Annotated in this window: 15 protein-coding genes; 3 read left to right on the forward strand and 12 right to left on the reverse strand. The window is 34.3% G+C overall.

What is annotated here, in order from left to right:
• Window positions 1-103: 103 nt before the first annotated feature.
• Window positions 104-541 (forward strand): Rieske (2Fe-2S) protein, encoded by a 438-nt coding sequence (locus DFQ03_RS15115; RefSeq protein ID WP_317128185.1) that lies wholly within the window; start codon window positions 104-106, stop codon window positions 539-541.
• A 3-nt stretch (window positions 542-544) separates the two neighbouring features.
• On the opposite strand, the gene DFQ03_RS15120 is transcribed toward DFQ03_RS15115, so the two are convergent.
• Both DFQ03_RS15120 and DFQ03_RS15125 read right to left on the reverse strand, forming a co-directional pair.
• Window positions 545-1,210 carry a beta/alpha barrel domain-containing protein gene (locus DFQ03_RS15120; protein WP_133674086.1) on the reverse strand — a complete coding sequence of 222 codons (666 nt, stop codon included), beginning with the start codon at window positions 1,208-1,210 and terminating at the stop codon, window positions 545-547.
• A gap of 96 nt (window positions 1,211-1,306) precedes the next feature.
• Window positions 1,307-3,469 (reverse strand): TonB-dependent receptor, encoded by a 2,163-nt coding sequence (locus DFQ03_RS15125; protein ID WP_133674087.1) that lies wholly within the window; start codon window positions 3,467-3,469, stop codon window positions 1,307-1,309.
• A gap of 363 nt (window positions 3,470-3,832) precedes the next feature.
• On the opposite strand from DFQ03_RS15125, the gene DFQ03_RS15130 reads away from it, so the two are divergent.
• Complete coding sequence (locus DFQ03_RS15130; RefSeq protein WP_133674088.1) at window positions 3,833-6,292, forward strand: ATP-binding protein; 2,460 nt, start codon at window positions 3,833-3,835, stop codon at window positions 6,290-6,292.
• Here DFQ03_RS15130 and DFQ03_RS15135 read toward each other — a convergent pair.
• The 9 genes from DFQ03_RS15135 to DFQ03_RS15175 all read right to left on the reverse strand — a co-directional run bounded on the left by DFQ03_RS15135 (window position 6,267) and on the right by DFQ03_RS15175 (window position 13,300).
• Window positions 6,267-7,625 carry a sigma-54-dependent transcriptional regulator gene (locus DFQ03_RS15135; protein ID WP_133674089.1) on the reverse strand — a complete coding sequence of 453 codons (1,359 nt, stop codon included), beginning with the start codon at window positions 7,623-7,625 and terminating at the stop codon, window positions 6,267-6,269. The genes DFQ03_RS15130 and DFQ03_RS15135 overlap by 26 nt on opposite strands.
• Before the next feature lie 177 nt (window positions 7,626-7,802).
• Window positions 7,803-8,120 (reverse strand): hypothetical protein, encoded by a 318-nt coding sequence (locus DFQ03_RS15140; RefSeq protein WP_133674090.1) that lies wholly within the window; start codon window positions 8,118-8,120, stop codon window positions 7,803-7,805.
• Between the two features lie 615 nt (window positions 8,121-8,735).
• The gene (locus tag DFQ03_RS15145) at window positions 8,736-9,041 is read right to left on the reverse strand and encodes a hypothetical protein (protein WP_133674091.1); all 306 of its coding nucleotides are present in this window, start codon (window positions 9,039-9,041) and stop codon (window positions 8,736-8,738) included.
• A 153-nt stretch (window positions 9,042-9,194) separates the two neighbouring features.
• Complete coding sequence (locus DFQ03_RS15150; RefSeq protein ID WP_133674092.1) at window positions 9,195-9,497, reverse strand: hypothetical protein; 303 nt, start codon at window positions 9,495-9,497, stop codon at window positions 9,195-9,197.
• A 206-nt stretch (window positions 9,498-9,703) separates the two neighbouring features.
• The gene (locus DFQ03_RS15155; protein WP_133674093.1) at window positions 9,704-11,242 is read right to left on the reverse strand and encodes a DUF4301 family protein; all 1,539 of its coding nucleotides are present in this window, start codon (window positions 11,240-11,242) and stop codon (window positions 9,704-9,706) included.
• Window positions 11,239-11,802 (reverse strand): AAA family ATPase, encoded by a 564-nt coding sequence (locus tag DFQ03_RS15160; protein ID WP_133674094.1) that lies wholly within the window; start codon window positions 11,800-11,802, stop codon window positions 11,239-11,241. Before DFQ03_RS15160 ends, DFQ03_RS15155 begins: the two co-directional genes overlap by 4 nt.
• Entirely contained in the window at window positions 11,763-12,395 is a 633-nt protein-coding gene (pnuC, locus tag DFQ03_RS15165) for a nicotinamide riboside transporter PnuC (RefSeq protein WP_133674095.1), read from the reverse strand. The genes DFQ03_RS15160 and pnuC overlap by 40 nt, the downstream gene beginning before the upstream one ends.
• Window positions 12,379-12,639 carry a thiamine-binding protein gene (locus DFQ03_RS15170; RefSeq protein WP_133674096.1) on the reverse strand — a complete coding sequence of 87 codons (261 nt, stop codon included), beginning with the start codon at window positions 12,637-12,639 and terminating at the stop codon, window positions 12,379-12,381. Before DFQ03_RS15170 ends, pnuC begins: the two co-directional genes overlap by 17 nt.
• A gap of 22 nt (window positions 12,640-12,661) precedes the next feature.
• On the reverse strand, window positions 12,662-13,300 hold the full coding sequence (locus DFQ03_RS15175) for a 4'-phosphopantetheinyl transferase family protein (protein ID WP_133674097.1): 639 nt from the start codon (window positions 13,298-13,300) through the stop codon (window positions 12,662-12,664).
• Window positions 13,301-13,382: 82 nt separating this feature from the next.
• Between DFQ03_RS15175 and ahcY the strand changes: the two genes are divergently transcribed.
• Window positions 13,383-14,699 carry an adenosylhomocysteinase gene (ahcY, locus tag DFQ03_RS15180; RefSeq protein WP_133674098.1) on the forward strand — a complete coding sequence of 439 codons (1,317 nt, stop codon included), beginning with the start codon at window positions 13,383-13,385 and terminating at the stop codon, window positions 14,697-14,699.
• A 72-nt stretch (window positions 14,700-14,771) separates the two neighbouring features.
• Here the strand turns inward: ahcY and DFQ03_RS15185 are convergent, their stop codons facing one another.
• Complete coding sequence (locus DFQ03_RS15185) at window positions 14,772-15,356, reverse strand: DUF3332 domain-containing protein (RefSeq protein ID WP_133674099.1); 585 nt, start codon at window positions 15,354-15,356, stop codon at window positions 14,772-14,774.
• Window positions 15,357-15,553: the final 197 nt, after the last annotated feature.

Raw genomic sequence — 15,553 nt, forward strand, 5'->3', positions numbered from 1 at the left:
CTCTGCAATTGCCTGTTAATTCGGCTTTTTAAGCGAGGATTTAACACAAATATACATAATTTTTACGCACATTTGCTGAAGTTTTTTAAAACTAAATTTAAGCATGATGAAGAGATTAAGCATCGTAATTCTATTGATTATCACTGCTTGTAGCAATGACGGTACAAACAGAAATCCGTATTTACAAGAAATAGGTTTTCGTTTTGAAGCTAATTTAAATCTTCCTTCTTACAGTCCTCTTACAAATACGGGTAGCGCAATCTATATTCCAAGTGATCTTGCAGGTACAAGAGGTGTTTTTGTAATTAACTCAGGTTTTGATCAATTTAGAGCTTTTGAAGGCAGTTGTCCAAATCACGCCCCTAATGATTGTTCAACAATGGAGCTTGACGGTCAGATTGCTACTTGCTCATGCGACGATTATCGCTATAGCCTATTTACCGGTCAACTATTGAATACGCCTGAAGATGAAAATCGATATTATGACATGCTCGAATACCGCACCAGTTTTAGTGGAGGCAGCGTAATTATCTCTAACTAAATATTATTCTTCGGCACGGTATTTATCCATTATTTCCTTAAATAATTCGCCCGTACTTGGCGGAGTATACGATATCGCATTTGCCCCTGCATCAATTGCCTGTACTATAGTTTCTTCAGTCTTACCGCCAGTTGCAATGATACCCACATTGGCATCTAAATCTCTTATTCGTTTAATGATATCCGCGGTTTTACCTGCTCCCGATACATTAAAAATATCAACCCCTGCAGCTAACCTTCCCTTAAAATCATCTTTTTCAGAAACCACGGTAATAGTTACCGGTATATCAATTTTTTCTTTGAGCATTGTTATAAGGCTATTAGGGGTTGGTTTGTTTAAAACCACCCCTAATGCACCTTGAAATTCTGCATGTATTGCCAATTCTAATGATCGCACACCAGTTGTTAGTCCGCCTCCGACACCACAAAAAATGGGTTTGTCTGCAGCTAAGATCAACGCATTAGACATCACCGGTTGCGGTGTAAACGGATACACCGCTATAATTGCATTGGCATTCGTATTTCTAATAATTGCCACATCTGTACTGAACAAAAACGACTTTATAGATTGCCCAAATACACGAATACCAGAGCATTGAGATATGACCTCTGGCACCGTTACTATATTGTTTCTAAGCCTACTGCCAAATACCGGAATGTTGCGCTCCATAAACCTGAAAATTAGTATTCTAATTTAGATTATTCTTCTATACGCCTTACATTATCAGCAAATATTTAAGACAACTTTGTATCCTTTATTCCACAATTAAAAATTCACCGTTGCGCCTAACAAAAAGTTAGTACCTGCTTGTGGATAATACCCTTGTACTTCAAAAGTATTACCTGGTGTAGACCAACTATCTAGATAGGTATATCCGTTAGAAACATATTTCTCGTTAAGAATGTTATTTACCAATCCAGAGAATATGATGGATTTCACCACACTGTTCATTTTAATTTCATAGGTAATATTGAAATCGTTTGTAAAATAAGAATCCAATTTTGAAGCTTCTGTATCTGTATTACTTAAATACTGTTCTCCAACAAACTTTGAATACAGCGAAAGACTCAATGCCTCACATGGCATATAAGTGAGAACATTACCCGCAACTAAACCTGGTGAAAATGCAATATTGGTATCTCCCAAACCTTGTAATAGTCCATCTCTATCAATAAAGAAATCTTTGTTCTTATTATCGCTGATAGCAATATTAGGTCTTACACTAAACTTATCGTCCAATCTAATATTCGCATCGACCTCTAAACCAAATCTGTAGCTATCACCAACATTCTCTCTTAATGGTGCACCAACATCATTTAACTCTCCGGTTACAACCAATTGATCTTTATAGTTCATGTAATATAGATTGGTATTGACCTGCACATTGGTAGATACGTATCTCCACCCTAATTCAAAATCATTTAATTTTTCTGGCTTAGGGTTCCCGCTTTCGTAATCATTTCTATTTGGTTCTCTATTAGCTACCGCATAAGACAAGTAGAAATTGTTATTGGCATTTAAATCGAACGTTACCCCTGCCTTTGGGTTGAAAAAATTAAATGTATCATCTACCAAACCTGTTTCATCTCCATTAGCTTTATATCCAACGGTTCTATATTGCAAATCTCCATATAACGACCACTGATCTGTTAATTGATAATTTGCTTTTGCATACAAATTAAAATCAGTTTTAGTTGAACTATCATCATAATAGCGGTCTTTATAACTACTATTGCTAGCATATCTAGCCCAAATTACTTCTCCGAAATGGTCGCCTTCATACTTGTTAAAGCCACCACCCATTATTAAGTCTAGCTTGTCTTTTTTATAATTAGCAGAAAAAACAGTACCATAGAAATCGTTATCTAACCAACGCCTTCTTATTAGATCCGTGGAGTTTACTTCTACCCCATCAACTAATAATGGATCAAAACCATAAGTTTTAAAATCATCATCTTCTTTATATTGCTCAAAATAGCCTCTACCTCGTGTATAATGTAAGGCAATATTTGTACTCCAGAAATCTGAAATTTGTTCGTTCCATAAGAGCTGTGCATGGTCCTGCTTATAATTATCTACCTCATTATCATAAAATTGGGTGTTTCCATCTAAATCTGTATAAATACCTGAAGGATTAAACGTTCTATCATCCTTTAAAGTTTGCGCATCTATACCATACCATGCTTGATAGGTAATTTCATGACCACCAAAAATCAATGCTTTAATCAACGTATTGTCGTCTTTGTATGCGCCTTGCACGAAGTAAGATTCCAAATCTGAGCGAGCTCTATCTATATATCCGTCAGAATTTATTTGTGATAACCTACCGGAAATTTCAACATGGTCATTTAAGAGTCCGGTACTGAATTTCAAGTTACTTCGTAAAGTACTATAACTACCAATAGAAGTAGATATTTGCCCGTATGCATCTTGCAAGAATCCGTCGGTCAACACATTTAAGCTAGCACCAAAAGCTCCTGCACCGTTAGTTGATGTACCCACACCACGCTGCAATTGCAAACTCTCTGTAGAAGATGCAAAATCTGGCATGTTTACCCAAAATGTACCTTGAGATTCCGCATCGTTATAAGGTATACCGTTAATGGTAACGTTTACACGTGTAGCATCGCTACCCCTAACTCGAATACCTGTATAACCTACACTTGCACCTGCATCTGTGGTGGTTACTACAGATGGTAAAAAATTCATTAAAACAGGAATATCCTGACCCAAATTTCTAGGCTTAATATCCTCTTTTGTAAGATTTGAAAATGTAACCGGAGATTCTTTGGTTACCCTAATCGCTGAGACGAAAACTTCGTCCAACACTACTTTTTTACCCTCTAAAGAGTCGGTTTCCTGTTCTTGGGCACAGACACCCATACTCAGCGTAAAAAACGCCGCAATTGTGAAAATAGATAGTTTCATTCGTAAAATAATTACGAATAAAAGGGGCTATTATTCTAATGTTAAAATTGATTTTTGAGCAACTAAGCTCGATTTCCAAAAGACTTCACATGAATAAAAAACTCATACTACATCTTACTCCAAAAAATAAAATATTTTTTGGACTATCCCTTGGCAGCATTACCTGCCCAGGTTCTTTGGGTATAATCTCAGCTTTGTTCTAAAATTAGAACTCGGCACCCCTTTGAGATGCGGCAAATGTAATGCAGTTATTTAAACTGTCATAAATAAATTTAAAAAAATAACAACTTGTTTAATTAACATCATTTTAGAGCTTCTTGCCACAGTTTTATCGTACATATACTACGAGTATTGAAACGGCATATGGATTCAAAAAAAAATAAATTCACTCTTAAGATTACTATTAGTTATCTACTTCTAATTATTCTAGGGGTCATTGCCTCTTATTATATCTACAATGAAGTACAAGACTATGTATCTACTGAACAAACAACGGAAAAAGATAATAAACTGCTTAAAACTAACTCTTTTCTTGCGCAATTATATGAAGCTGAAAGTCTCTCTAAACTTGCCTTGCAAACCAAAAGCAAAATCAATTTTACCGCTTATGAGCATAAGATAGACTCCCTCTACACTTGTATCGAAGAATTAAAATCACTTACGGAGAGTGAACATCAACGCGGTCTTTTAGATAGCCTAAGTTCTTTACTTAATAAAAAAGTTACCAATATAAATGCCTTACGTTCCATTAGGCTTAAAGATCAAACAGGTACGGCCATAAACTCTGCTCTTAAGGAATTTGATAAGCTAGAAGAATCTTTAGGCATAATTAAACCTGAAGGTTTAGCACCTAACCTTAATGAGCTTTCACCTAAAGCACAGAGTGCCATAAAAAAGGTGGCAGATTATTTAAATGCAAACGTACCTGCCGATGGTGACCCAAAACAGAATACACAAACTATGGATAGTGTAGTTCAGGTGTCTAAAAATCTTTTAAAAGACATACAGGAAGAAAACACTATAAATGAAAATTCTTTAGCTATTAGAGAAACAACTATCAACAGAACAGATGTAGAATTATCGCAGCAATTACGCACCATACTTTCATCTTTTGAGCAAGAGATCATCATGAACAGCTTAGCAAATTCCATTAAAAAAGAAACGTTGCTAAAAAGAAGTATTCGCCTAGCTGTTATTGCCGCAATTCTTGGTTTTCTAGTAGTTGGAATTTTTACTTTTATTCTTAATAGAGATTTTTGGAAAGCGAACGTTTACCGAGAAAAATTAGAAAAAGAAAAGGCATATTCAGAATCTTTATTAAAAAGCAGGGAACAATTAATAGCTACTGTTAGTCATGATTTGCGTACTCCTTTAAACACCATAAGTGGTTATGCCGATATTATTGAAGAAAGTGACAACAGAAAGGACAATAAAGAACATATTACCCATATTAAATCTGCTACTGCCTATGTCAACAATCTAGTAAATGATTTGTTGGATTTCTCTCAATTAGAAGCAGGAAAAATGGTTGCTAAAAATTCTACTTTTAGGGTAGATAAATTAATACGGGAAAGCTCCAAGAACATAGCATCTCAATACCAAAACAAGAAAATTGAGATGGTTTTAAATTTAGATGATTCTATAAAACTACCTATTATTTCAGATGCTTTTCGTCTGCGACAAATTATATCAAACCTTTTAGGAAATGCCTACAAGTTCACAGAAAAAGGGACTATTACCTTGAACGGAATCATATTGGACAATAAAAATTCTAAAACCTTAAAACTAAAAATAACCGATACCGGAATTGGAATTTCTAAAGAGAAACAAGAGCTGATCTTTAAAGAATTTACGCAAGCCGAGAACGATACCGAAAAAAAATATGGTGGATACGGGTTAGGCCTTACCATCACCAAAAAACTTACCGAGTTACTTGAAGGATCCATTTTGTTAGAAAGTGACATTAATAAAGGGAGTACGTTCACGCTTGAAATACCTATTGAATTCGGAGAAGATTCGGAAGATGAAAATCAATCAATTATAGCATTAGAAGATATAAAAATGATTGTATTTGATGATGATACATCTCTCTTAAACCTCATCGGCGAAATGCTAAAATCTGAGGGAATTGAAGCGCAGTTGTTTACAGACTTTAACGAATTAAACCCCAAGGAGAATTTTAACTTTGATGTGGTTTTGACCGATATAGAAATGCCTACCGTTACAGGCTATGAGGTTGTAACCCAATTAAAATCTGGCGTATTAAAAAATTACCAAAATCAACCCATCTTGGCAATGACAGGAAGGCGAGATTTATCACTAGAACATTTTACAGAAAAGGGATTTACCGACCTTATCCGTAAGCCATTTTCTAAAACAGATTTATTACAAAAACTCCATCGATTATTCAATAACTACACCGAAGCTCAAAGTAGTACCATTGTTTTGACTGATGAAGAAAATAACAAGCCATTTAGCTTAAATAATATAAAGATGTTTTTGGGTGATGATCAGAATGCCATTAACGAAGTATTACTAATTTTCAAAAAAGATACTGCAGAAAACCTACAGCAACTTCGTACTGCAGCAACTAATATTGACATTGGGCAACTAAACAAAACTGCCCATAAAATGCTCCCCATGTTTCGTCAATTAGAAGTATATACCGCTATACCTATTTTAGAGATTTTTGAAGTATTGAAAACCGATGAATTCAGTAATCAGCAATTAGAAGAAAAATATCAAGAATTACAGAAAGAGATCAATATTTTAACAGAAGTACTTTCTGAAGAAATACTTAAAGATCCAAATCATAATAATTGATTCTATTATACAGTGTTTTTCTGGTTACCTGTAACAATTTTGCCGCTTTAGATTTATTGTAATTGGTACGCTTTAATGCATTTACAATTTGTTCTTTTTCAAAATCTGCCTTAGAGAGATTACCCAATGCTACTGTTTCCAAAACCGGACTCATTAGTTCTGACGGTAATGTATTTGCCTGCACTTTATCTGTTGTGGTCAATAGCACGGCACGTTGTATGACATTTTGTAATTCTCGTATATTTCCTGGCCAATGATATGCCTCAAAAATATCCCACACCTCATCTGAAAAATCAATAATTTCCTTATTTAGCTTTTCGTTGAATTTTCCTAAAAAGTAAGTGGCTAATACCGGCAGATCTCCATACCTGTTTTTCAAAGCGGGAATTTGTAATGAAAACTCATTCAACCTATGGTACAGATCTTCACGAAATGTTCCTTTTTCTACCGCAGCTTTTAAATCTTCATTCGTTGCCGACAAAATTCTAACATCAACCAGAATTTCCGTATTACTACCTATTCTCTTAATCTTTCGCTCTTGCAAGGCTCGCAATAATTGTATTTGGTTCTCATAAGAGAGATTACCTACTTCATCCAAAAACAAAGTTCCCCCATTGGCAGCTTCAAAACTTCCCATTTTATCGGCTACAGCCCCTGTAAAACTTCCTTTTATATGTCCAAAAAACTCACTTGCCGCAAGTTCTTTTGGTATTGCCCCACAATCTAATGCCACAAAAGACTTTTTACTTCTAGTACTTTTTTGGTGAATTGATTTTGCCGTAACTTCTTTACCTGTTCCACTTTCTCCAATAATTAAAACTGACATATCTGTTGGTGCTACCAAAGCAATGTATTCTTCTAATTTTTGGGTGGCATCACTCGTTAGAATCAATTCATTTGAATTAGATTTACTCAGCACATCTACTAGTTTATCCTTAGAATTTTCAGGTTTTTCTTGAGTACTTTCTTTTGAATACACAGGTTTTGAATTTAAAGCACCGTCAATAACCGACAACATTTGATCTGGTGTAAATGGTTTAGAAATATAATCGTAAGCACCCATTTTCATTGCTTTTACCGCTGTAGTGACTTCTGCATAACCCGTCATTACAATTACTGGAATCTTTCCTTTTAACTCACACACCAATTTAATTCCGTCATAATCCGGTAGACGTAAGTCTGTAATTACTAATTGAAAATCGTGTTCTTTTAATTGTTTTTCACCCTCTAACCCAGTGTGACTTATTACTACATCAAAACTATTTCTTACCAGAAACTTTTGAAGCATTTGAGCAAATGAAGTATCATCTTCAATGATTAGAATTTTAGTCATAGTCAATTAGGTGTTCTCAGTATCTACGTAAAAATACCATAAGCCGACTATTTGTATTTTAAAATTATCATAAAGCTTTTAAACGTTCATTTAAAAAATGACATAAAAAAAGGAAAGAATAGCCTTTAGCTATCCTTTCCTGACCAAACCAACTTGAACAAACAAGTTTCTCTATAATTACATATCTATCCAATTACCTTCTTCATCTGCATACACTGTACCTTGCGTGCCGTCTTCAAGAGATAATATTAATTTATATTGTTTCTTTTCATTTGTATAAGCCTTATCTAAATTTGCCGTTGGAAAATTTTTAGATATTGCATCTGTTACTGCTTGTGGTACTTCTGCTACTGAAATCTCTTCAAAATCTTCCGCTAGAATTAAAATTTCATTTACTTGATTATGCTGTATTCCATTTTCTGAAACCAATGCCTCTTGTGCATTCATTGCAAAACCTCCTATTGTCATTGCTCCTAATAAAAATAAAGTTTTCATATTTTCTATATTTAAGTTAATAATACATTTCTATACTATTAACTAAGAAAAAAGAGTGCCATAAAAAGAACACATGAAAATATATCTGATTATCAGTAATTTACATTTATCCATCTATTAAATACCTGGGTAAAATTGTATCTAATACATAGTACTGTGTAATTTTTACTCAATATTTACACCCAAAAAATAGCCTGAGAACTTTATTGAAGACAAAAAAAAAGGAGCTGCAAATTGCAGCCCCCCTCAAACCACCTATCAAACTCTTGTCTTAAAATTTTAAATCAACACCTCAATCAATTCAACAACAACTAAAATTGGCAATGCTAATCCGGGGGATTATTTCAAATACAATTATTTGGTGGCACTTTCATAGTTAACGGTTAGTGTTTACGCGAAAGTGATGTTTTAATTATTTATTTCTCTAAACATAATTTTGATATGACACCTAATGAAAAAATCAAAACTGTGCTTAATACTAAAATAAATACTAATGTGACCATTGTTTCATAACTTGCTTCACTTATTTAGACACAACATTTTCTGATAGGTCACATTTTAAATAAAAAAAAACTGCGAAATGCAGTTTTTTTTTATTTCTGTCCGTATAGCAGACTATCTTTTATTGATCCAATTACCGTACTGGTCTATGTAAACGGTCTTTCTTGTTCCGCTTTTAAGTACCATTATTAATTTGAACTCTCCCTTATCATTTTTGAAAGCACCACCAAGTTTAGATGTTGGGTACTGCTTTAATATTTCTTCGATAACCGGCGGTGTTAGTTCGCTCGATTTTATTTTTACGTACTCGTCGACCGTATTAATTACAACTTCTGTTTTAATTATATCTGAACTAGTTTTTGCTGTTGCGTTCAACATTATTCCAAAAGTTAAGAATACAAGTAATGCGTAATTTTTCATGCTTAATATTTTAATCGTTAACAACTCTCAATCTTAGAATACTTACGGAGTAATCTTACATATGGATTATCACATAACTAAATTTTAAAACTTTAAAAGTAAAAAAGCTGCCTAGGCAGCTTTTCATAAACAACTAACTCAAACTTCTAATTCTTACATTTCTAACCAGTTACCCTCTGCATCTGCATAAAGTACTGTTGCCGTTCCGTCTTGCGAAGTAATTTCTAATTTGTAATTATTTTCGTCGTCAACATAAGCTTTATTTAACATGGCACCTTCATAATCTGTTTCTAAAGCGTTTACAATTGGTGTGGGTAAATCAGAAGCAGCTACTTCTGTATAATCTTGTAAAAAGATATCTTCCATAATACCATCATGAAATATAATTGGGGTAGCGGCAGTACCTATTGTTAAACTACCTATGGCTAAAGCTGTGGCAAAAACTAAATTTTTCATATTTATATAACTTAAATTAAACATTCTTGAAAAGTATAATAGGAAAACTGTGCCACTAAATAATTTATCCATAGGCAACACATAAAATACTCTATATCATATAATTATAATTATTCAGCTGATTTGCATTCTGGGTAAAAATGTGTGTAAACAAAAAAAGTGTGTAGAAACTACACACTTTTTTATACAATACTATATGTTATGTTCTAAGCCTGATGAGAATCTTTCAAAAGATCTACAACACTTTTAACAGGATTAAAGGTCACTAAAGGAACTTCTACGAAGATAGTATTCCAAAATGCCATGGCACCGTTCCATAAGCCAGGAAGCTCCAGAGCTTTTAATTCTTTACCATCTTTAGTTTTACCTGTAATAAAACCTTGCTTCTCGTCAACAAACTTTAATAAGTCATATTTCTCTCCTTTATAGTTCCGAACGGCACAAACCAAATCTACCGGATTAAAATGCGTAGAATTCTTCAGAAGATTTGCCTGTTGTTGATCGTCCATATCTATCTGGGCAGATTCTATAATCTGTAAAGACACTTCACCTTTACCATTAGTTACCCAAAACGGACCACCACCAGGCTCACCTTCATTCTTCACCATACCGCAAATACGAATAGGTCTGTTAATCTTATCTTTTAATATGGCTATTTTATCGCTGTCTGATTTTGAATCAAAGTCATCTGAGAAACGTACATTTAAATTTGTAACTAAAAAGTTTCTAATTTCTTCAATTTGCGCATCATCAACAGTACCCTTGTCCAATAAAGACGCATATTCAAATGCTTTTTCCTGCTCTTTTAGAAGTACACCTGCCAATACTTTTTTACTATCGGCAACCGCCTTAGCATCTTTCATTACGGCAACGTTATCAATATTTTTTATAAATATTACATCGGCATCCTGCTCGTTTAAATTCTGTATCAATGCACCATGACCACCTGGTCTAAACAACACAGTACCATCTTCATTTCTAAATGGGTTATTATCCATATCTACCGCTAATGTATCGGTCGATGGTTTTTGGAAAGAATAATCTACATTATAGGTAATACCTGTATCTACTGAAACTTTTGGTCCAGAGGCTTTAAATTCTTCCCCAAACATTTCTTCATGCTGCTCAGAGATTGTAAAATGTAAATTTGCCTTTCCGTTAGAACCTGCATATAAAGCTCCTTCTTTTAAATGTTCTTCAAAAGGAGTTGCAGCAGAAGATTCGTATTTATGAAATGGTAATAACCCTTTTGGATAAAAACCATAGTTCAGTGCATTCTCGCCTAACAGCTCAGAGATAAAACTAAAAACTTTTTCTCCTTGAGAATCAGATTTCAACGTTATTCTATCCATCACCTTTTGGTAAAACGGAAAACGCTCTAAACCTTCAGAGAACTTTTTAATATCTTTATCATTAGTTCTCGCTAAATAAGCATCTAAGGTTTCTTCTGCAGGATTATAAGCTCCTAAAAAGCTAAATAAAGCCTTGAACATTCTTGAAGCAGCACCAGAAGCTGGAACAAATTTTAAAATATCAAGTCCTTTTAGTTTTGAATCATAAAATGCAATGAGTGCTTTCTCTTCTGCATCAGAAAATTTAAGAATACCATTTCCTATTACGGCCGCATTCTCCAATTTCACAAAAGGTATACCTTCTTTAAAAGTGTTGATATGACTCAACATTTGCTCTTTAGAAATTCCCTTTTTCTCTAATTGTTTTATATCTTTATCTGTAAGTTCAATCATTTATGTAATAAGGTATCTATATGGTTAATGGCTTTTTGTAAACGTTCTTTTTTGTTCCCCTTCAAGGTAATAAAATTTTTACCGTATTTTTCTAAAGTATCTTTAAAATAATTGAACATTTGTTCCCTTTCATTTGGCTTATCCCTTAAATCATCCGCTTCCCAAGGAATATCTATATAGGTCAGCAAATAAAGATCATATGAATTCTCCAATGCATATTTTTCTAAAATAGGATCGCAATCACCAACATAATATGCCTCTGAATATACTTTGGTTTCTAACAAATCGGTATCGCAAATAAGAATATCCGTAGCTTTTTTGGTCAACTTATTCTCTAAGCGCATTTGTCCTTCGGCAATGGGCAACAAATCGTGAGGCTCACAAGTTTTACGTTCGTTGTTCCATTTATCTTGCAAATAATCTCTGGCATATTCTGGTACCCAAACGGTATGGTAATGCCTTGCCAATTGTTCTGACAATGTTGTCTTACCTGTAGATTCTGGTCCAAAAAGAACCACTTTTAAGACATTTGAAGGTTCTTGTCTGTATTTTTCTTCCATGCATTATACCCGTAAAAGGCCAATATTGTAAAAATGAGATATTGAAAACTAGTAAATGTAAATCCTTTATAAAAATATAATGGAATAGATACTAAATCTCCAACGATCCAATATATCCAATTTTCTACTTTCCTTTTGGCCATCAGCCACATACCCACAAAAAATATAGCTGTTGTTATGGTATCAACATAAGCCGTCCAACTATTCCACTTATCAAAAATTTGGTAAACGGTAAACACAAAAATAATCGTACCTATAAAAATTAAAACCGAGGTGATATTTTCTTTTTTGGTTACCCTGGTAATAGGTGTGTAGTGGTCTGCATCTACCTTTCTAGTCCAAATATACCAACCATACAAACTCATTATAAAATAGTAGGCATTAATCATCATATCACCTAACAAACCCCATTTTAATAAGAGATAGACAAATATAGAAGTACTGATTAACCCTGTAGGGTACACCAAAATTTTATTCTGTTTGGAAAACCACACCGATAACAGTCCAAAAATGACCGCTACAATCTCTAGGATAATATCTAAAGTATCATAATCGGAATATTGACCAAAGAGATAATCAAAAATGGGGCTCATAGTCGCTTCTATCAGATTTAACTATTTTCATGAATAGGAGTCCGCGGTCCATGAGTTCAAATGCTGTTTTGATTTCGGCGTTCAATACGTTCATTACCTCATCATAAGATCCAAATACCTGTGTACTTAACGGATTTTCTAAAACGGTTAAGCCACAATCACGCAGTTTTTTTATGAAATCTATAATGTGTTGTTCAAAATCGTCCTGCAATGGCGAAAAGGTCAATTCTACTGATATATCCATATATAGTATGCTTTTATTTATTCTATTCTTTATCCCTTGTGGCATAAACACAGGTGAACTCTTCAAATTCTAGAAATCTAATCTTATAATTCGATAAATTACTTTCGAAAATAATCTGCGCAGTAGTGGCGTAAGCATCGAATTTAAAATCTTGTACATTGATGTGGTGTAAAAAACTTACTCCCCTATGGCCATAAATTTTATAGAGCGATTCTTTTGCTCCCCATACAATAGTCAACTTTCTAACCACCGCAGCAGTATTCGCGAGTGTTTTGTATTCTTCAAACGGAGTGAATTTATGTGCAATTCGTAAAATTTTATCGCGCTGCATTTCAATATCAATACCTACATGCTCGGAAGAACTTATTATAATTCCCGTAAAATTATGAGAGTGTGTTATGGAAATAAAATTACCATCTTTTAAATGCGGCTTGCCATTTTCATCATAGATTAAATCGGCATCTGTATAACCATATTTAGCAAGTAAGTGTCTAATACTCAAGAAAGCCTTACGATGAAGTTCAGATTTCATACCGTTGAACCTATTTTGACAATAGGGTGTGAGCTCTATACCCGTCCAAAGGTTTTCTTCGGTCTCGTCAACCATCCAAATAGCTAAGGAGGTTTCTTCATTTACTGTTATAGTTTTGTAAAGCGGCATGGGATTCTTAGTGTTATTCGTACCTTTGCACGAATTAAAAATTGCTGTACACAGATAAACGAAAGTATAAAATAATAAAGATATGAGCACGAAAACTATTCCGTATGTGCCTTATAAGGTTAAGGATATTTCCCTTGCTGATTGGGGAAGAAAAGAAATCGAATTAGCAGAAGCTGAAATGCCAGGTTTAATGGCACTAAGAGAAGAGTATAAAGATGAGCAACCTTTAAAGGGAGCTCGTATTGCAGGTTGTCTTCATATGACGATTCAAACTGCTGTACTTATCGAAACATTGACCGCTCTTGGTGCAGATGTAACTTGGAGCTCATGCAACATATTTTCTACTCAAGATCAAGCTGCTGCAGCTATCGCAGCAACAGGCGTGCCCGTTTATGCTTGGAAAGGTATGAACGAAGAGGAGTTTGATTGGTGTATCGAACAAACGTTGTTCTTTGGTGAAGACAGAAAACCATTAAACATGATCTTAGACGATGGTGGTGACCTTACCAATATGGTATTGGATAAGTACCCAGAAATGGCAGGAGAAATCAAAGGTCTTTCTGAAGAAACTACCACAGGTGTTCACCGTTTATACGAACGTGTAAAGAATGGAACTTTACCTATGCCAGCTATAAACGTTAATGATTCCGTTACAAAATCGAAATTCGATAACAAGTACGGATGTCGCGAAAGTGCTGTTGATGCTATACGTAGAGCTACTGATACTATGCTTGCAGGCAAACGTGTTGTTGTTGCAGGTTATGGCGATGTAGGTAAAGGTACCGCAGCTTCTTTTAAAGGCGCTGGTTCTATTGTAACCGTTACAGAAATCGATCCAATTTGTGCATTACAAGCTTGTATGGACGGATTTGAAGTTAAAAAACTAGAAACGGTTATTGGCAACGCCGATATCGTAATTACTACAACCGGAAATAAAGATATTATTAGAGCTGAGCATTTTGAAGCTCTAAAGGATAAAGCTATTGTTTGTAACATTGGTCATTTTGACAATGAGATCGATATGGCATGGTTGAACAAAAACCATGGTAGTACTAAAGATGAAATTAAACCACAAGTAGATAAATACACTATTAATGGTAAAGATTTAATCATCTTAGCTGAAGGCAGATTGGTAAACTTAGGTTGTGCAACAGGGCACCCTAGTTTTGTAATGAGTAACTCATTCACCAACCAAACGCTTGCTCAAATCGAGCTTTGGAAAAATAGTACCAACTACGAGAACGATGTTTATATGCTACCTAAGCATTTAGATGAGAAGGTTGCAAAACTTCACTTATCTCGTTTAGGAGCTGAGCTTACAGAATTGAAAGATTACCAAGCCGATTATATTGGTGTTACAGTTGAAGGTCCTTTCAAACCTGAATACTACAGATACTAGAACATTGGTTTTAGAAACTAAAAAAGTCCTGATTGTCATCAGGACTTTTTTTATACTTCTATTTTCTTCGGACTAGTTGTTTTCTGCCAACATCCCCTCTAAAAAATAACAATCTGTTTGCTCTTTAATTTGAGCCAAACCTTCTTCTTTAGAGCTTAACGGATTAATTTTAACCTCTTTTCCATTTGGCATGTAAACAATATAAAAACCTTCTTCGAAAGATGATAATTTTATTATCTCCCCATTAGGTCTTACGGCATTCCAAGATTTATCAGCTGGCTTATAAACCAAATCAATTTTTTTCCCTTTTTTAGGACCTTCAACTACGGTTACTTGCATTCTGTTCTTAGTAGCAGTCATTTCGAAGGTATTACCATCTCTTTCTACCATTTGAGTCTCTGACTCCCCATCTTCCATCGCTATTGGGTTAGAGCCACTCCAAAATTCAATTACGTTAAAGATTATGGTGTCACCTAAAAAGAATAAGCCATAAACCGGTATAATGTTCAAGCCCCAAAACACCAAGTTGTTTACAAACTTACTATCAGATACACCTTGGTTCCAGTCTTTTAAATTATTGAAGGCGCTAAAAGACCCCAAGCAACTAGAAAATAATAACGTACTCGCCATTGCCATGCAGATAATTGATTTTTTCATGATATGATTATTTAGAATTAGATCTGCAAAATACACGAAGACAAACCGTAAATCTTCTCTTATAAATTTTATTATTAACCCAATTGGTGCTTTGTTCTATAAATGGCATTAAATGATTGTTAAGCAGTCCACCAGTTTATTTCAAAATTCATAGCTTTAATTCTTAAATGGAAAATTGATTTTCAACGACCGCATTT

This window comes from Maribacter caenipelagi, from assembly GCF_004364175.1.
Taxonomy (GTDB): Bacteria; Bacteroidota; Bacteroidia; order Flavobacteriales; family Flavobacteriaceae; genus Maribacter; species Maribacter caenipelagi.